Origin of the sequence: Hydrogenophaga crassostreae (assembly GCF_001761385.1) — a bacterium.
Lineage (GTDB): Bacteria > Pseudomonadota > Gammaproteobacteria > Burkholderiales > Burkholderiaceae_C > Hydrogenophaga > Hydrogenophaga crassostreae.
This window is the reverse complement of sequence record NZ_CP017476.1, coordinates 4802053-4820305: the sequence shown is the minus strand read 5'-3', so window position 1 is coordinate 4820305 and position 18253 is coordinate 4802053. Positions and strand designations below refer to the sequence as shown.

14 protein-coding genes are annotated in these 18253 nt (G+C 62.9%); 4 read left to right on the top strand and 10 right to left on the bottom strand.

Going from position 1 to position 18253, the window contains the following annotated elements:
* Positions 1–127: 127 nt before the first annotated feature.
* The 10 genes from galE to LPB072_RS22320 all read right to left on the bottom strand — a co-directional run bounded on the left by galE (position 128) and on the right by LPB072_RS22320 (position 10721).
* A complete protein-coding gene (gene galE, locus LPB072_RS22365) occupies positions 128–1198 on the bottom strand; it encodes a UDP-glucose 4-epimerase GalE (RefSeq protein ID WP_066096384.1) in 1071 nt (356 codons plus the stop codon).
* 171 nt (positions 1199–1369) lie between these two features.
* Positions 1370–2875 (bottom strand): mannose-1-phosphate guanylyltransferase/mannose-6-phosphate isomerase, encoded by a 1506-nt coding sequence (locus LPB072_RS22360; RefSeq protein ID WP_082877178.1) that lies wholly within the window; start codon positions 2873–2875, stop codon positions 1370–1372.
* A gap of 441 nt (positions 2876–3316) precedes the next feature.
* Positions 3317–3793, bottom strand: a complete 477-nt coding sequence (locus LPB072_RS22355; RefSeq protein ID WP_066096381.1) for a hypothetical protein — start codon at positions 3791–3793, stop codon at positions 3317–3319.
* 223 nt (positions 3794–4016) lie between these two features.
* A complete protein-coding gene (locus tag LPB072_RS22350; protein ID WP_066096378.1) occupies positions 4017–4763 on the bottom strand; it encodes a hypothetical protein in 747 nt (248 codons plus the stop codon).
* Positions 4760–5293 carry a hypothetical protein gene (locus LPB072_RS22345; RefSeq protein WP_157559387.1) on the bottom strand — a complete coding sequence of 178 codons (534 nt, stop codon included), beginning with the start codon at positions 5291–5293 and terminating at the stop codon, positions 4760–4762. Before LPB072_RS22345 ends, LPB072_RS22350 begins: the two co-directional genes overlap by 4 nt.
* A complete protein-coding gene (locus LPB072_RS22340; RefSeq protein WP_066096372.1) occupies positions 5290–5988 on the bottom strand; it encodes a hypothetical protein in 699 nt (232 codons plus the stop codon). Before LPB072_RS22340 ends, LPB072_RS22345 begins: the two co-directional genes overlap by 4 nt.
* On the bottom strand, positions 5985–6845 hold the full coding sequence (locus tag LPB072_RS22335) for a fimbrial biogenesis chaperone (protein ID WP_231943350.1): 861 nt from the start codon (positions 6843–6845) through the stop codon (positions 5985–5987). The genes LPB072_RS22340 and LPB072_RS22335 overlap by 4 nt, the downstream gene beginning before the upstream one ends.
* A gap of 75 nt (positions 6846–6920) precedes the next feature.
* Positions 6921–7565: a hypothetical protein gene (locus tag LPB072_RS22330; protein ID WP_066096369.1), complete on the bottom strand. Its 645-nt coding sequence runs from the start codon at positions 7563–7565 to the stop codon at positions 6921–6923.
* Positions 7566–7772: 207 nt separating this feature from the next.
* Positions 7773–10055 (bottom strand): SdrD B-like domain-containing protein, encoded by a 2283-nt coding sequence (locus LPB072_RS23760; protein WP_066096366.1) that lies wholly within the window; start codon positions 10053–10055, stop codon positions 7773–7775.
* Positions 10056–10223: 168 nt separating this feature from the next.
* Entirely contained in the window at positions 10224–10721 is a 498-nt protein-coding gene (locus tag LPB072_RS22320) for an Lrp/AsnC family transcriptional regulator (protein ID WP_066096363.1), read from the bottom strand.
* 163 nt (positions 10722–10884) lie between these two features.
* Here LPB072_RS22320 and LPB072_RS22315 point away from each other — a divergent pair, with 163 nt between their 5' ends.
* The 4 genes from LPB072_RS22315 to secF all read left to right on the top strand — a co-directional run bounded on the left by LPB072_RS22315 (position 10885) and on the right by secF (position 18181).
* Positions 10885–14469 (top strand): indolepyruvate ferredoxin oxidoreductase family protein, encoded by a 3585-nt coding sequence (locus LPB072_RS22315; protein WP_066096360.1) that lies wholly within the window; start codon positions 10885–10887, stop codon positions 14467–14469.
* A gap of 175 nt (positions 14470–14644) precedes the next feature.
* Positions 14645–14965 (top strand): preprotein translocase subunit YajC, encoded by a 321-nt coding sequence (gene yajC, locus LPB072_RS22310; protein WP_066096948.1) that lies wholly within the window; start codon positions 14645–14647, stop codon positions 14963–14965.
* Between the two features lie 181 nt (positions 14966–15146).
* Entirely contained in the window at positions 15147–17036 is a 1890-nt protein-coding gene (gene secD, locus LPB072_RS22305; protein ID WP_066096358.1) for a protein translocase subunit SecD, read from the top strand.
* 188 nt (positions 17037–17224) lie between these two features.
* On the top strand, positions 17225–18181 hold the full coding sequence (gene secF / locus LPB072_RS22300) for a protein translocase subunit SecF (RefSeq protein ID WP_066096355.1): 957 nt from the start codon (positions 17225–17227) through the stop codon (positions 18179–18181).
* Positions 18182–18253: the final 72 nt, after the last annotated feature.

Sequence of the window (18253 nt, the reverse complement as noted above, 5' to 3'; positions counted from 1 at the left end):
CAGAAGAAGCCAAACCCATCTTGAGAAGCGTGTTGCTGCAATGGGTTTTGCGTAAAGTTCAATTTTAGGAGTCCTACCCAGGCGACTGGTCAGCGAAAGCACCGTGTTTGTGGCTTTTTTGGGCAATTCAATCGACGCTGTATCCGTTGGGGTTTCCGTTTTGCCAGCGCCAGGCGTCGGCGCACATGTCTTGCAGCGTGTGTTGAGCCTCCCAACCCAGCAGCCGCTTGGCCAGCGCTGGATTGGCGTAATACTCGGCCACATCACCTGCCCGCCTAGCTTCAAACTGGTAAGGAATGGGTCGCCCGCTGGCCGCTTCAAACGCTTTCAGCACGTCCATTACGCTGCAACCTACCCCGGTGCCCAGATTGACTGTGAAGTTGCGGGTTTCGGCCTGGCCACTCAGTAACGCGCTCAAAGCCGCCACGTGGCCACGTGCCAGGTCTTGCACATGGATGTAATCGCGCACGCCGGTGCCATCGAGTGTTGGGTAGTCGTTGCCAAAAATGCTCAAGCGTTCGCGCTTGCCCACGGCCACCTGGGCGACGAAGGGCATCAGGTTGTTGGGAATGCCGCTGGGGTCTTCGCCAATCAAACCGCTCGGGTGGGCGCCCACCGGGTTGAAATACCGCAACACGCCGATGCGCCAGGCAGCATTCGCCTGGCGTAACGCCGCCAACATCTCTTCGATCACCAGCTTGCTGTGGGCGTAAGGGCTGGCATGGCTCAGTGGGAAGTTTTCGGCTACCGGCGAACTCGCCGGGTCTCCATACACGGTGGCACTGCTGGAAAAAACCAGTGCGGGCATGGGCGAATTGCCGTTTGCCGGCTCGGCCTGCAGCCGCTCCATTACCCGCAGCAAACTCACCGCACCACCGATGTTGTTGTGGAAGTACTTCAGTGGGTTGGCTGCGCTCTCGCCCACGGCCTTGTCACCGGCGAAATGCACTATGCCCGCCAGCGCATGCCGCCGCATCACGCCTTCAAGCCATTCGCCATCCAGCACGTCACCGCGCTCCAGGGTAAACGCCGTGCCAGGCCGAATGGCCTTCAGCCGCTCAATCACGGCTGGGTGGCTGTTGGCGAAGTTGTCCAGAATAATTGGCTCAAAGCCTGCCTCGGCCACGGCCAGTGCCGTGTGGCTGCCGATATAGCCCGCGCCGCCCGTGAGCAGGATTTTGGGTTGGGTTGATGTCATGGCTTCAGAAATCGAATCCGCAAGCGGGGATCAAAATGATTGGGTAACGTGGTCAGGGATGTTGCGCGGACGATGATTCCAGCCCATGAATACTATTCGCTCATGCGTCTGACAAGTATTCGCATGAGGGATCCTTTGCCCTTCTTTGGAGTTCGACTAGGCCCGCGCCATCTAGCTCATTCGAGAATACAGATCTTCAAACCGCACGATGTCGTCCTCACCCAAGTAGCTCCCAGACTGAACCTCGATCATTTCGAGTTCCATCTTGCCGGGGTTGTGCAGCCGGTGGAGTTCGCCAATGGGGATGTAGGTGCTCTGGTTTTCAGAAAGCAAGAACACCTCGGTGCCCCGGGTGACTTCGGCCGTGCCCTTGACCACGATCCAGTGTTCGGCGCGGTGGTGGTGCTTTTGCAGGCTCAGGCTGGCGCCGGGTTTCACGCCAATGCGTTTCACCTGAAAGCGTTCGCCCAGGTCGATGCTGTCGTACCAGCCCCAGGGACGGGCCACTTTGCGGTGGATGATGGCCTGGGCAATGTCTTGCTTTTCCAGCCTGGCGACCACTTCTTTCACCATCTCGGCGCTGTCGCGGTGGGCCACCAGAACGGCGTCGGGCGTGTCGATGATGAGCAGGTCTTTGGTGCCCAGGGCGACCACGGGGCGGTGGGGCGCGTGAACAAAGGTGTTGCTGGCGCCGAGGGAAACGGCCTGGCCTTCCAGGCGGTTGCCGTCGCTGTCGGCCGGGCTGAGTTCGGCCACGGCGTTCCAGCTGCCCACATCGCTCCAGGCGCCGAAATAGGGCACCACGGCGATGTTGGCGTGGTGTTCCAACACGGCGTAGTCGATGCTTTCCGAGCGGCAGGCATTGAAGGGTTCGGCCAGCGGGCGCAGCCAGTGTTGGTCTTGGGTCGACTGCGGGGCGTGTTCGGCGGCGGCGATGGCGCTGGCGGGCAGCGCCGCGCGGCAGGCGCTCAGAATGTCGGGCGCGTGGGCTTCGAGCGCTTGCAGCAACACGCTGGCGCGGCAAAGAAAGATGCCCGCGTTCCACAACACATCGCCTTGCAACAACAGCGCCTGGGCGCGGTCGGCCTGGGGTTTTTCGATGAAGCTTTGAACGGCCAGGGCGCCATCGGGCCGCTTGGGGCCTTGCTGGATGTAGCCATAGGCGGTGCTGGGGAAGCTGGGCGAGATGCCAAAGGTGACGATGGCGCCGCCTTCGGCTGCGGCCACGCCTTGCTTCACGGTGTCACCAAAGGCGGCGGCATCGGGAATGTGGTGGTCGGCGGGGCAAAACAGCATCAGCCCGTCTGCCTGGCCCTGTTGTTCGGCCAGCAGCGCGGCCAGCGCCATGGCGGCGGCGGTGTTGCGGCCGGTGGGTTCCAGAATGGTCTGGGCCGGGCAGCTGAGCCCCTGCATGTTGTCGGCCACCATGAAGCGGTGGCTTTCAGCCGCGACCACCATCACGCGCTGGCCCAGCCCGCTGACCCGGTCGAGCGTGAGCTGCAGCAGGCTTTTGCCGCCGATCAGGGGCACAAACTGTTTGGGGAAGCTCTTGCGGCTGAGCGGCCAAAGGCGGGTGCCCGAGCCGCCACAAAGAATGACCGCGGTTATTGGTGGCGCTGGGATATTTGTGTTCTTCGGCTGGGTCAAAGCCGCGGCTGAGGATGAGGTAGAGCTCATGTGGGTTGCGAAGCTTGCCTTGAATAGGTTGAGGTGGGGCGGCGCAGAAAGTTGAAATCGCGTCCATTTGCTGAGGACCAAGCCGACAGCTCACAACCAGATCACCCGGCGAAATGGCAGTATCCGGCGGCTTGTATCTTTGCGACCACTGACTCACCAAGCAACAAAACTGCCGGATCCTGTCATCAGGCCATAAGTGACACTTTTTCCGTAACTCTCTGTTTCAGCTTATACCAGCTGGCGAGGGCCAACAAGACACCTTTCACCTACCAATACACGCCGCTGTCGTGGCAGGCAGCTTGGCATCAGGAATCACCATGAGGGAGACTGCCTGGGCGGCCCACAGGTTTTAAAGGACGCATGAGTTTGACCACGCCGATGAGTCAAATGGTGTCGACCGTAGTCCGCCTGGCTACGTCAGCGGGCCACTCGCAAATTGGCTCAGATGGTGTGAAGCTCCGCGCGCACGGGCCAGGCCATGCTGAGGTTGCTGCCCTGGGAAGAAAACTCGTGTTTCAAGACAAGCTTGTAGGTTCCGTTGTGGCCACCACACACGCGGTAGCCGCCTTGCGATGGGGCAATGGAAACGCTGTCGCCGTCGAGCTGCTGAAGACGCCAGCCTTCTTCAGAACCCTGGGAGGCATGCAATTGAAGGCAGAAACCGCGCGCAACGTTGGTGCTGATGGTCAGTTGTTGCAGCGCTTCGATGGGGCGGCCTGGTGTGGCGGTCAGCTGTTGTGGGTGTGAGTCGCCCAGAACGCGTACCGTGGGGAGCACCGTGATGTTGATGGTCACTGAGGCACTGGCGCTTTGCCCGTTGAACCCCATGCTGCTGCTCGCGCTGCCAATGCCGGGGGTGAGCAAAGAAAGTGCGGTCGCCAGCGTCGCACAGGTTTGGCGGGTGAGCAGGGTGTTCATACCAGCCTGTATCGGCCAGTTCTGCGCTTGCTTGAGAGGCTTTTAAGGGCCCGCTGCCGTTGGCGTGGTTGCTGCTGGCCTCAACAGGGAGGCCGCCCCTCGCCAGCGCCATGGGCGGCGGCCTGGCTTGCAGGCGCCTGCCAAGGGGGGCTTGGCCGATGCCCCTTGCCCGATGATGCGAGTCGATCGGCTGCGGGCGGGCGGGGGGTTGCCGCCTTGTTTGTTAGAGGGAGGTGGCGGTGAAAGTGACGCTGCCGTTGTAGCTGCCGGGTGACAGCGAGGCGGTGGGTGTGAAGCCGAACGACCACTCGGCGGTGCGGTAGGTCAGCAGGGTGGGGGCGGCGGCCGTACCCGAGCCGCCGGGAGCCACGTTGACGGGGGCGCCGGTGCCGGCGTCGGGCAAGATGGGGGCGGGCAGGTTGCCTGCGTCGCTGGAGCTGATGACGATGCTCGACATGGGGATGGTGTTGCCGCCGCTGGTCAGCGGCGCTGTGACTTCCCCGGTGATATTGACCTGCCCGGCGTTGCTGCGCACTTCGACCTGAACCGCCTCGGGCGCTGCCGCCAGGAAGGTGGGCAAGCCTGCATTCCAGCTCACGCCCTGGTTGTTGCCCGCCAGAGGCGTTGTCGCACCAGCGGGGATGCGGGGCGTCAGATCGAGGGCGACCGTGGTGACCGCGGCGTTGGCCGCAGGGCCCGCGCCGGAAATGCCGCCGCTGTGGTTGCCGCCGGTACCCACGCGCAGGAAGATCATCTTTTCGATGTTGAGCGTGAAGTCGAGGCGGGCGCGGGAGGAGATGGAGGGGATGGTGCCAAAAATGACGTTAAAAAAATTGAAGCTGACGTCGTTGCTGTCGAGTTCGGCCCGTGCGGGGCCTGCCGGGAGCGCGCTGAGCACCAGGGCCAGGGCGATGGCGAATGGAGGCTCGATGCGGGCGAGCCGACGGCCGGGTTGGCGGGCAAGGCTCATGGTTGCCGCTCCAGTTCGAAATAGGTGACTTGCGCGATGCCGCTGCGGCCGGCCTGGGGGCTCCAGCGCTGGAGGTTGATGTCGATTTCGAGCAGCAGGGGCAGTTCCATCCATGGCTGGCTCACTTTGCCCGACCAGACCAGCGCCCGTTCGCCGCTCAGCAGCGAGCCGCTGAGCTGGCCATCGGCGGTTTTCCAGTTCAGGCGCGTGCCGTTGGGCGGCCCGTTCTGCAACTCCCGAACAAAGTAGATGCGGGCGCGCTGGCCCAGGTGGGGGCGCATGTCGAGCCGGTAGACCACTTGCCCGTAACGCAACACCGCGTGGTCGGCCTCGATGGCGCGGCCCCAGGTGTTGCCCGCCTCATCAACGATGAAGCGAGGCACGACCCTTGAGCGCGGCGAGGTGGAGTCGTCAAGCTTGAAGGTCTGGGCCTGGGCCGAAAGCGGCAGAAGGATCAGCAACAGGGCTGCAACGAGCGCCATGGCCATGGGTTGCAGGCGTTGAGACCGGGGGAGTGAACGCGATGTCATGGCATGGTGGCGGTGAAGGTCACCCGCCCTCTGTAGACCCCGGCGGGGTAAAGCGTGTCGTTGCTGTAGCTGAACACCCAGTCGTTGACGATGTTGAAACTGCGCTCGGCGGGGGCGGTGAAGTCGATCAGCGACTGGCTGGTGCCGCCGCTGAAGCTGCCGCTGCCGAAATCTTGCCCGGCGTAGGTGCCTGTGGCCAGGCTGGATGAGGTCCAGCTGATCTTGCTGAAAGGAATGACGGTGGAACCACAGGGGCCAGAGCTGCAGGCCAGGCCCGCTGACGAGTCGGCCGTGACGATCACGCGCTGTCCGGCGAAGTAGGTCCAGCGGTTGGAAACGCTGATGCGCACGCTGTTGGCGGGCGCACTGGCAGGCGCCGCGCCTTCGCTGGGTTCGCCGATAACGGCTGTGGGCGACGGGGATACATTGGCGCCGGTGACGTCAAACGTGACGTTGCTGATGGTGCCGAAGCGCGCAATGCCCACGCGCATGTTGAGGCGGCGGGTGTAATTGAACAGGCCGCTGGTGAGGGCGTCGTCGGCGTCGAGCGTGATGGAGGCCTGGGCAGGCTGGGGGGTACCCAGCAAGAGAACGGCGGTCAGGGCAAGGGTTCCACCCGCGAAGCCGAGCGGCCAGACCGCCCTGGCTTGGACGGCGGCGCGTGGCTCGAAAAAGGGACCGGACAAGCGGTTCATGGCAGCGTGGCCTGCACCTTGAAGGCACCTTGATCCCAGTCGAGCGTGCCTTCGACCTTCATGGGGTACAACAATTGGGGGGGCGCTTCTTTGCCAAAGGATCGGGCGTTGAGCGTGAGCATGCGGGTCTGGCCGGGTAAAACAGGGCCACCCTCGGGCAGGAGTTCAAACGTTTTGCCATCGGCGTTGGTGGCCTCCAGCACGCCATCCAGCCGGCCATGGGCGTCGCCGGTGTTGGTGATGCGGACCACCGGTTTGCGCTCTTTTTTCAGCGAGTCGGTGCCGATCTGCTGGATCTCGAGCTGGGGCTTGGCACCGCCAATGGCGACGTATACCGCCACCGCGATACGCCCGCTCACGGGCAGGTTGAGGCTGGCGCCGCCGCTGTTGATCAGGGCTTGCTGCGCGGGGTCAACGCCTTCAACGGCGATCATGAAGCGGCATTCGCCGCGCGGCGTTCCGGCCGGCACATCAACTTGAAAGCGGAACGACGCATCGCTACGGGCGACCAGCTGGCTGGTGCGCCGCTCGAGTGAAACCCAGGGGCGGCAGCTGCCGGGCAGCAATTCGTCGTGGAATTTGAGCTCGCCGTTCTCAGCCAGTGACCAGTCGAGGGTGCGGAAAGACAGGGCCGTGGGCACGTTGCCCAGGTTGTAGATTTTCAGCGATTGGCCAATGCGTTGGCCGGCGTCGCCCGTGACCGTCAGCCGGGTAGGCGAGACGGCCACCTCAAATGGAGCAGCCATAGCCGCCGTGGCAAACACGGTACATGCCGCAGCACCGACCAGCCACCCTCCCGCCCCGCGACCCCATCGGGTTTGGAGCTGGGTTTTGAAGGGCTGGGCGGGTTTGAACATGCGCGTAGATCGAAAGGTTTTTTGAGGTAAATGGGTGCGCTGAGGTAAACCAAAGGGCGCACTCATCACGACAGATTACAGCGAAGTGGCCGTGTATGTGACAGTAGCGGAGTGGGTGCCGGCCGTGACGGAGGCCAATGCTGCGGTGGTCAAGCTATAAGCCCATGTGGACGAACGCAGTGAGTTGGCCGGGAAGGCTTGTGGGGTGAACGTGCCAAGGTTGGTGCCAGGGTGGGCCAAGCCGCCGTTGACAGGTGAGGCACTCGCGACAGCGATGCTGGCGCCAGTGAGGCCACCGGTGGTGAAGGCGGTGGTAATTGCACCGGTGACACTGCCACCGTTTCGTGAGTTGGTCCAAGCATAGGCCGTGACGTTGGCGGGCGAGGATGTGCTCGTCATGACAGGTGCCGTGCCGTTCCAGCCGGTTGCCAGGTTGCTGCCATTGGCCAGCGCAGCAGCTGCGATGCCACCCGGAACACCGTTGGGCGCTGCCGTGATGGTGACGCTGTCAATAGCGGCGCCCGAAGTGCCAACGCGCAACAAAATCAGCATTGGAACCCGAACTTCGAGATTGACCCTGGCCCTGGCCGTGGCGCCAGCTGCGCCCGAAGCGTTATAGCCATAGGTGCTTTCTGCTTGGGCGCCTGGGCTCAGCATGGCCAGCGCGGCGCAAGCGGGAACGAGGTACTTGGCGGGGGATTTGATAAACGAGCGTTTCATGGTGGTAGTCCTTTGGGTATCGGTTTGAATCAGGTATTTCTGAAGTTGAGAAAGAAGCATCGATCTCGGGCAGCACAAATGGGGGGTTGGTGTTCTGGCGGTGCTGAGGCGCACAGATCCAACGGTTTGGGTTGGGTGGGGCTCAGCCCTGCGAATACATAGGCGGTGCCCTGGTTGACTGGGTGCGAAGGGTTTGGTTCATGGGGTTCACTCGCTGACCTTGACCACCGCCAGCTCGGCGCGTGCGGTGCTGCGCAGGGGTACCTCGACGGTGGTGCTGCTGCGGGGGCCTTCGCCCCAAGGCAGCGGCACGGATTCGGGGCGCAGCGAAATGAATTGCATGCCGGTGGGCACGGTGTTGAACTCGTAGCGGCCCTGTCCATCGGTGGTGGTGCGCTGGCGCTGGTTGAGGAACACCTCGACGCCGGCCACGCCCGGCTCATCGGCCTGTTGCGCGCCGTCGCGGTTGGCATCCAGGAAGACGGTGCCAGCGATGCGGCCGCTGCCTGCACCTTGTTCGCCACGCAGGTTGAAGCCATAGGGCTGACCCGATTGCTCTTCAAAGCGCACGAAGAGCCACAGCGATTTGTCGTCGCTGCGGGCCACGCTCAGGGGCAGGCCATTCGTGCCAGCAACGGCGCTGTTGGTGTTGAGCACGGCCTGGTTCATGAGCAGGGAGGCGCCGAGTGTCCAGTTGCGGGCAAAGCTGGTTTCGGTTTGCAGGGAGCCGGAAAGACCGCGGCTGGTTGACAGGTTGCCGGTGCGCGAGGTGTAGCGCAGTGACGCGTTGAGCCCCCAGTTGTTGGCCAGCCAGGTTTGCCAGGCGACGCCTGCGGTGGGGTAGGTTTGAACGTCGCCCTCGCTGCGGTCTTGCGCCCAGCCAAGGGTGGTCTTCAGGGTGGGGTTCTGGGAGCCCGCTTCTTGCGATTGCCACCAGTCCTGCTCCCATTCGAGCTCGTCGCCAGTGGCGTTCGGACCATTGCTGACCAGCGCCTGGTTGCGGCGGGTGGTCCAGCGCAAACGGCTGTCGCCCAGGCTATCGGCCCAGCGGTCCTGGTAATAGAGGCTGCCATACGTGCTGCGCTCGCCGGCGTCGTCATCTTGCCGCTGCTGAAGCGTGTATTGAAGGTTGCCGCCCCAGGAGCTTCGGCGGGTCAGGCGGTGGACCCAGTAGCCGTTCAGGCCGGTGTTGGTCCACACGCCAGACAAGGCGGCATTCAGCGATTTCTGGCGATCGTGGCTGGCGCCCATGCCCCAGTTCACCCGCAGGCCATCGCGGTAAACGCGCCAATAAAGACCACGGTTGCCATCGGCCACCCATTGGTCGCCGAACTGCAAGGCAGGCGATGAGGCATACAGGCCGGCTTCGTGCCGGTAGCGGGCGATGCGCAGCCCGCCATCGAGGTAGGTGCCATTGGCGCTGCGCGAAGGGGTGCTGCCGTTGGGCTGGGTCTGGCTGTGCATCAGCGTCAAGCGAATGCGTTTGTCGCCGTCGTTGTCGAGTGTGTAGCCGTAGCCCAGCGCAGCCGCCACGCTGGTGATGTTCTCGGCATCAACTTCGGTGTTGCCGGTGGACGTGAACAATGCGGGTGCGCTATTGGCGTGGTTGATTTGCACGGCGGCGTAGCGTTTTTCGTCAAACCGCCGCGTGTAGCCCAGCCAGGCGGTTTCACCCTGGGTTTTTTCGTAGCCCGGATAAGGGCCGCCCGCCATCTGGCCGCGTGACCCCACGCCTGCCCGCAGGTCGAACTCGCGCGAAAACGCGTGTGCGCTGGCTCCGCGCACGATGCTGTTGCCCAGGGAAAACTGCTGCCCCCGGGTCAGGCCATCGGTGACTTCCGAGGAGATATCACCCAGGTTGCTGTCAGCCAGTACAAAAGGCGTGACGGGAAAGCTCAGGTTGCGCAGGGTGATGCGCTGGCCGTTTTTGGCTTCGGTGGCGAGGCCGTAGGCGCCCAAGGTGCCGAAGGCGTTGTTCTGAGACGTTCGCTGGCGGGCATCGGCTTGCAAGATCCACTCGCCGTGGTTCATGGTTTCGTGGCGGTATTCCACGCGCAGGCCCAAACCGGTCTCGCTCAGGCCCGGTTGCGAGGCAACGCTCTGCCGGTTGGATTCCAGCCGGCTCTCGACCACCACGGAGCGCGCGCCAGGGGGCTGCGCTTCGACTGCCACGGCTTCGGCGTCAATGACCTGAATGGCTTCGTTGCTGAAAAATTTGTCTTCGTAACCCGCCGGTTGGTCTTTCAGGCGCTCGCGAAGCCTTTCCTGTTCGGCTTCGAAGCGGTCAAGGGATTGCACCTGTGCAACGGTGGTTTGCGCACTCGCCATGCCAGGGCTGTCTGGCGCCGTTGGCTGAGGGGCTTGCCTGTCGATGGGCAGCGACTGCGCCCAGGCGAAAGCAGGCCAGCACAGCATCAACGCAAACACCCGCGCGCCGTCCATCAGGGGTTGCACCTGAGGGGGGTTGGCAGGGGAAGCGGTTGTGTGCATGAAACTAGAACTTAGGTCGAAAAAATGCAGGCGAAAAACCTTGCATTTCTGACGCTAGTCTAGCGGGAGCAGCCAATTTCGGCTGTTAAAAACCTCATTGAATCAATATCTTGATGCGAGTATTTGAGCCAACGGTAGAACTTCGGGGACAGGCGGTTGCGAAAGCGCTCAAGTTTTGCGCGCTCCGGCCGACGGTAGTGCTTTTGGCAACGGCAAGGCCCCTGCCGCTTTCACCTCGCCGAGCGAAAAACTCGTTTGCAGGTCTTTGACGTTGGGCAGGTTGATCAGCACATCGCGGGCGAACTGGCTGAAGGTGTTGAGATCGCGGCTGACCACTTGCAACTCGAAGGTACCGGTGCCGCTGATGTAGTGGCAACTGGTGACCTCGGGCAGGCGGCGAATGGCTTCTTCGAGCTTGCCGAGCAGTTCGCCTGAGTTTTGCGCGGCGTCGAGCCGCACAAAGGCCAGCACATCGAGGCCGATCTTGTGGCGATCGATCTCGGCGCGGTAGCCGCGAATGAAGCCGCTTTCTTCCAGCGCCCTCACCCGCCGCCAGCAAGGCGCGGCCGACAGGCCCACGCGCGACGCAAGTTCTGCGTTGGTGAGGCGGCCGTTTTGCTGCAGTTCGTTCAGGATGGCGAGGTCAAACTTGTCTAAGGTTTCCATAATTCGTCGATTCTAGAAAGAATCTTGCGTAATGCGCGCTTAAACGGGCACGAAAAGCAAACACCTGTCAGTGGCCGAGACATACACTTTGCGGCACACTGATTCAAATGTCGGGTCGCTCACAAGGCGGTCCTAAAAATGGCCTTTTTTTGGAGACAAAGCCATGAACGCCCCCTTGCCCGAACACATTCGCCGCGCACTTGAGACCGTGACGCTGGACGACAAATATTCGCTCGACCATGGTCGGGCTTTCATGAGCGGGGTGCAGGCGCTGGTGAAGCTGCCGATGCTGCAGCGCCAGCGCGATGCCTTGCAGGGCAAAAACACCGGGGGCTTCATCAGCGGTTACCGCGGCTCGCCGCTGGGTGGCTACGACCAGGCGCTGCAAAAAGCCGAGCCCTATCTCAAGGCGCAGAACATCGTGTTCCAGCCCGGCGTCAACGAAGAGCTGGCCGCCACGGCTTTGTGGGGCACCCAGCAGCTGGGTTTTGCGCCCGAAGGCAGCAACAAGTTCGATGGCGTGTTCGGCATCTGGTACGGCAAGGGCCCGGGCGTTGACCGCTGTTCCGACGTGTTCAAACACGCCAACATGGCCGGCACCACGCCCTGGGGCGGCGTGATCGCTGTTGCGGGCGACGACCACATTTCCAAGAGCTCCACGGCAGCCCACCAGAGCGACCACATCTTCAAGGCCTGCGGCCTGCCGGTGTTTTTCCCGACCTCGGTGCAGGACATTCTGGATCTGGGCATTCACGCCATCGCCATGAGCCGTTTCAGCGGCGTCTGGGCGGGCATGAAAACGATTCAGGAGATCGTGGAGTCCAGCGCCACGGCCATCATCGACCCCGAGCGCATCAACATCGTGGTCCCCGAGTTCGACATGCCCCCTGGCGGCGTGCACATCCGCTGGCCCGACGCGGCGCTGGAGCAGGAAGCGCGCCTGTTCGACTACAAGTGGTACGCAGCGCTGGCCTACATCCGCGCCAACAAGCTGAACCACAACGTGATCGCCGGGCCGCACGACCGCTTTGGCGTGATCGCCAGCGGCAAGGCCTACAACGACACGCGCCAGGCGCTGCTCGATCTGGGCCTGGACGATGCGACCTGCCAGCGCATTGGCCTGCGGCTGCACAAGGTGGCCGTGGTGTGGCCGCTGGAAGCGCAGACCACGCGCGAATTCGCCACCGGGCTGCACGAGATTCTGGTGGTGGAAGAGAAGCGCCAGGTCATCGAATACCAGCTGAAGGAAGAGCTGTACAACTGGCGCGCCGATGTGCGCCCCAACATCCTGGGCAAGTTCGACGAGGTCGAAGGCGACTTCACCGGCGGCGAATGGTCCATGCCCAACCCCAGCGCGCACCACCTGTTGCGCGCCAACGCCGACCTGAACCCGGCCATCATTGCCCGCGCCATCGCCAAGCGGCTGCGCAAGCTGGGCGTGCCGGAAGACGTGCAGGCACGCATCGACACCCAACTGGCCATCCTCACGGCGCAAGAGCAATCCATGCAGACGCTGCTGACCAAGGGCGTTGACGGTGCCGAGCGCCAGCCCTGGTTTTGCTCGGGCTGCCCGCACAACACGTCGACCAAGGTGCCCGAAGGCTCGCGCGCCATGGCCGGCATCGGCTGCCATTTCATGACGATCTGGATGGACCGCGCCACCGTGGGCTTCACGCAAATGGGCGGTGAAGGCGTGCCGTGGATGGGCCAGCAGCCGTTCAGCAATGACCAGCACATGTTCGCCAACCTGGGCGACGGTACCTATTTCCACAGCGGCATTCTGGCGATCCGCCAGAGCATCGCGGCCGGCGTGAACATCACCTACAAGGTGCTCTACAACGACGCAGTCGCCATGACCGGCGGCCAACAGGTGGGCGAGCGGCCCGAGGGCCACTCGGTGGTGCAGATCGCACAGAGCATGCGCGCCGAAGGCGCGGTGAAGATCATCATCGTGACCGACGAGCCCGAGAAGTACGACAGCATCACCGGCCTGCCCAGCGGCATCGCGATCCAGCACCGCGACACGCTGGATGCGGTGCAGCGCGAGTTCCGCGAAATCAAGGGCACCACGGTCATCATTTACGACCAGACCTGCGCCACCGAAAAGCGCCGCCGCCGCAAGCGCGGCACCATGGTCGAGCCGACCGAGCGCGTGATCATCAACGAGCTGGTTTGTGAGGGCTGTGGCGACTGCGGCGTGCAATCGAACTGCCTGAGCGTGGAGCCGCTGGAGACCGAATTCGGCCGCAAGCGCACCATCAACCAGAGCAGCTGCAACAAAGACTTTTCCTGCGTGAAGGGCTTCTGCCCGAGCTTTGTGACCGTCGACGGCGGCAAGCTGCGCAAAAAGGGCCAGGGTGCCGACAAGCCGGTCTGGACCGGCGGCGATGTGCCCGAGCCGGCGCTGCCGCGCCTGGGCGCAGAAGCCTGGGGTGTGATCGTGGCGGGCGTGGGTGGCACGGGCGTGATCACCATCGGCCAGTTGCTGGGCATGGCCGCGCACATGGAAGGCAAAGGCATCGTCACGCAAGATGCGGCAGGTCTGGCCCAAAAGGGCGGTGCGACCTGGAGCCATGTGCTGATCGGCGCGCGACAGGAAGACATTCGCACCACCCGCGTGGGTTCGGCCTCGGCCGATCTGGTGATCGGTTGCGACCCGCTGGTGGCGGCCAACAAGGAAACCTGGCAGCGCCTGCGCGCCGGGCGCAGCCATGTGGCGCTCAACGCCAACGCCACGCCCACGGCCGCTTTCGTGACCAACATCGACTGGCAAAACCCGGCGCAAGCCTGTGTGGACACGCTGGTGAGCAATCTGGGGACAGACGATGTGGGCGTGCTCGACGCCGAAACGGCGGCCTCGAAACTGATGGGCGACAGCATTTACACCAACCCCATGATGCTGGGCTACGCCTGGCAGCGCGGCTGGGTGCCGCTGGCGTTTGCCTCGCTGATGCGGGCCATCGAGCTCAACGGCGTTCAGGTGGCCAACAACAAGACCGCATTTGAGTGGGGCCGCCGCGCCGCACACGACCCCCAGGCCTTTGCCGGCTTGTTGAGCGGCGGCGGCGCGAAGGTGATTCAGTTCAAGCCGCGCGAAACCGTGGCGACGGTGATTGAGCGTCGGGTGGCGTTTTTGACGGACTACCAGAACGCGGCCTATGCCGCCGACTACCTGCGGTTTGTGGACCGCGTGCGCAAGGTCGAGGCGGCCCTGGGCAAGTCGGATCTGACGATGGCCGTGGCACGCAACCTGTTCAAGCTCATGGCCTACAAGGACGAGTACGAAGTGGCCCGCCTGCACAGCGACAAGGCGTTCCATGAGCGCATCGCCAGCCAGTTTGAAGGCGACTACAAGCTGCGCGTGCACCTGGCGCCACCGCTGACCGCGAAGAAAAACGCCAAAGGCGAACTGATCAAGAAGGCCTATGGCCCCTTCATGTTCACCGCGTTTGGCTGGCTGGCCAAGTTCAAAGGCCTGCGTGGAACGGCGCTGGACGTGTTTGGCTACACCGACGAGCGGCGCACCGAGCGCGCCCTCATCGCCGAATACCGCACAGCCATCGAAGGCTTGCTGAGCGACCTCGATGCAGGCAACCTGGCGTTGGCGCTGGACATCGCCCGTGTGCCCGACCTGATCAAGGGTTATGGTCATGTGAAAGACCGCAACCTGGCCGCCGCGCGCAGCCGCTGGGCCGATTTGCAGGCCCGCTGGGCGGCGGGCGAGAGCGCCGAGGCCCGGGTGGCTTGAGGTTGAACTTGTGAGCCTGCGCCCCATCTGATGGGGCCGGTGATTCGCCGCGCCCCTCAATAGAGAGGCGCGGCATACAATCGCGGGCTGAGCCCGGCGCGTTCGGGCGGCTTGTTTGCAGGCCGTCAACGCGCGACCGGCGTTGTTTCAATCGATTCCGTTGGAGAGCTTTCCCGTGTTCATTTCTTCTGCTTACGCCCAAGCCGCCGCTGGCGGCGATACCCAGTCCACCATCATGGGCCTGTTGCCTCTGGTGTTGATGTTTGTGGTGCTGTATTTCGTCATGATCCGCCCCCAGATGAAGCGCCAGAAAGAGCACAAAGCCATGGTGGAAGCCCTGGCCAAAGGCGACGAAGTCGTGACCGCTGGTGGTTTCCTGGGCAAAGTGTCCAAAATCGGTGAAGCCTATGTGAGCGTTGAGCTCGCCGCCGGCGTCGAAGTGCAGATGCAGCGCTCGGCCGTGACGCAGGTTTTGCCCAAAGGCACCGTCAAGTAGTCTCCCCCCTGCCGCGCTGCGCGCGACCCCCTCAAGGGGGCGGCGCTGGCGGCCCGGCAGAGCCGGTTCCGCGGCGCCCTGGGCGAAAGCCCGTTGAGCGCAGCGCGATTGGCGATTGAAGTTGAACCTGCCCGCAACGCGCTGCCTACATCTGCTCCCCTGCGCTGAAAGCGTCTGAAATATGAACCGATACCCCCTGTGGAAATACGTGATCATCGTGGTCGCCTTGTTGATCGGGGCGATTTACGCCTTGCCCAACCTGTTTGGCGAGAGCCCTGCGGTGCAGGTGTCTGCGGCGCGCACCACGGTCAAGGTCGACCTGAACACGGTGACCCAGGTGGAGCAGGCGCTGGCGGCCGCGAATGTGCCCGCCACGCGCATCCAGTTCGAAGGCAACTCGGTTCGGGCACGCTTTGAAACCACCGATCAGCAGATCAAGGCCCGCGACACCATCGAACGCGCGCTCAATGCCGACCCTGCCAACCCGACCCATGTGGTGGCGCTGAGCCTGGTGCCGCGCACCCCGGCCTGGCTGGCCGCGATGGGCGCTTCGCCCATGTACCTGGGTCTCGATTTGCGCGGTGGCGTTCACTTCATGTTGCAGGTGGACATGCCGGCGGCTGTGCAGCGCCGTATGGACGTGCTGGGCACCGACTTGCGCTCGGCCTTGCGCGAAAAAGATGTGCGCCACGGCGGCATTGCCCGCTCCGGCACGACGATTGAAGTGCGTGCGCGCGACGAGCAAACGCTGGAAGCGGCGCGCGACGTGGTGCTCGACCAGTTTCCCGATCTGGAAGAAGGACCGGCCGCCACCGACGGCGACCTGCGGTTGTCGCTCAGCCTGAAGCCCCAGGCGGCCCTCGCCGTTCAAAGCCAGGCGCTCAAACAGAACATCACCACCCTGCACAACCGGATCAACGAACTGGGTGTGTCCGAGCCCGTGATTCAGCAGCAGGGTGCCGACCGCATCGTGGTGCAGTTGCCAGGGGTGCAGGACACGGCCAAGGCCAAAGACATTCTGGGTCGCACCGCCACGCTGGAGATGCGCCTGATTGACGAGAGCTCGGAAGGCCGCGCTGCGGCCGATGGCACCGGGCCGGTGCCTTTTGGTTCAGACAGCTTCCCCACCCGCGACGGCCGGCCGGCGATTGTGAAAAAGCAGGTGTTGACCACCGGCGAGAACCTGACCGACGCCCAGGCGGGTTTCGACAGCCGCGATCAGCAACCCAGCGTGACGCTGGTGATGGACGCCACGGGCGGGCGCATCATGCGCGACGTGAGCCGTGAAAACCTGAACAAGGGCATGGCCATCATCTTGTTTGAAAAGGGTAAGGGCGAGGCGATTTCGGTGGCCACCATCCGCGGTGAGCTGGGCAACCGTTTCCAGATTTCGGGCAGCATGGGTGTCAATGAGGCCAGCGATCTGGCCTTGCTGCTGCGCGCCGGCTCGCTGGCCGCGCCCATGGAAATCATCGAAGAACGCACCATCGGCCCGAGCCTGGGTGCCGAGAACATTGCCAAGGGCTTTAACAGCGTGATGTGGGGCTTTGCGGTGATCGTGGCCTTCATGTGCGCGTATTACATGCTGTTTGGTGTGTTCTCCAGCCTGGCCTTGGGCCTGAACCTGCTGCTTCTGGTGGCGGTGCTGTCGATGTTGCAGGCCACGCTCACCCTGCCGGGTATTGCCGCCATGGCGCTGGCGCTGGGTATGGCGATTGACTCCAACGTGCTGATCAACGAGCGGGTGCGGGAAGAGCTGCGCAATGGTGCGGCGCCGCAGTCGGCCATCAATGCGGGCTACGAGCATGCCTGGGGCACGATTCTCGATTCCAACATCACGACGCTGATTGCCGGCGTGGCGTTGCTGATTTTTGGTTCGGGCCCGGTGCGCGGGTTTGCCGTGGTGCATTGCATCGGCATTCTGACCAGCATGTTCTCCAGCGTGTTTTTCTCGCGCGGATTGGTGAATTTCTGGTACGGCCGCAAGAAGAAACTCAAATCGGTGGCCATTGGCACGGTTTGGCGAGCAGGCGGCAGCGGCACGAATGTGCCCGCGGTCACAGGCGAATAACGCAGCGGTTGAAGCAGGGCACACCCAAAATGGAATTTTCAGTTCAGCATCAATGGCGCATTGCGCCAATGAGCTTTCTCTGAGAATTCCCCATCAGGAATAAGCGACATGGAATTTTTAGTTGCAGCGTCACATGCGCTTTTCGCATATGAGCTTTCTCTGAAAATTCCCCATCAGGAATAAGCGACATGGAATTTTTCCGCATTCAACGCGATATCCCGTTCATGAAGCACGCTTTGGTGCTGAACGCGATCTCTGCGATCACCTTCGTGGCCGCCGTGGCATTTCTGGTCTTGCGTGGCCTGAACCTTTCGGTGGAGTTCACCGGCGGCACCGTGATGGAGGTTGCCTACGAGCAGCCGGCCGATCTGGGGGCCGTGCGGCAAGTGGTTGAAACACTGGGCTATGCCGACATACCGGTGCAGAACTTCGGCACGTCGCGCGATGTGTTGCTGCGCTTGCCGGTGCAGGAGGGCAAGAGTTCGGGGCAGCAAAGCGAAACGGTGCTGGCCGCGCTTCAGGCCCAGAACCCGAAAGTCGAGTTGCGCCGGTCGGAATTTGTGGGCCCGCAGGTAGGTCAGGAGCTGGTGGAAGACGGGCTGAAGGCATTGGCCCTGGTGATCGCCGGCATCATGATTTATCTGGCCGTGCGGTTCGAGTGGAAATACGCTGTCTCGGCCATCATTGCCAACTTGCACGATGTGATCATCATTCTGGGCTTTTTCGCCTTTTTCCAGTGGGAGTTTTCACTGGCGGTGTTGGCCGCGGTGTTGGCGGTCCTGGGCTATTCGGTGAACGAGTCGGTGGTGATTTTTGACCGGATCCGCGAGAGTTTCCGGCGCCACCGCAAGAAGACCACGCCGCAGATCATCGACAACGCCATCACGTCGACCATCAGCCGGACCATCATCACCCACGGTTCGACCCAGATCATGGTGTTGTCCATGCTGCTGTTTGGTGGCCCGACCCTGCACTATTTTGCGCTGGCGCTGACCATCGGCATTCTGTTTGGCATCTACTCTTCGGTTTTTGTGGCCGCAGCCATTGCCATGTGGCTGGGCATCAAGCGTGAAGACCTGATCAAGTCGAGCCCCAAGACCGGTGAAGAAGACCCGAACGATCCCAACAGCGGCGCGGTGGTCTGAGGTTTTCGGGCGTGTGAGTTTGTGCCAACCGGTGTTGCATGGATTCACGCCGTCTCGTGAGGTTGTATTTGA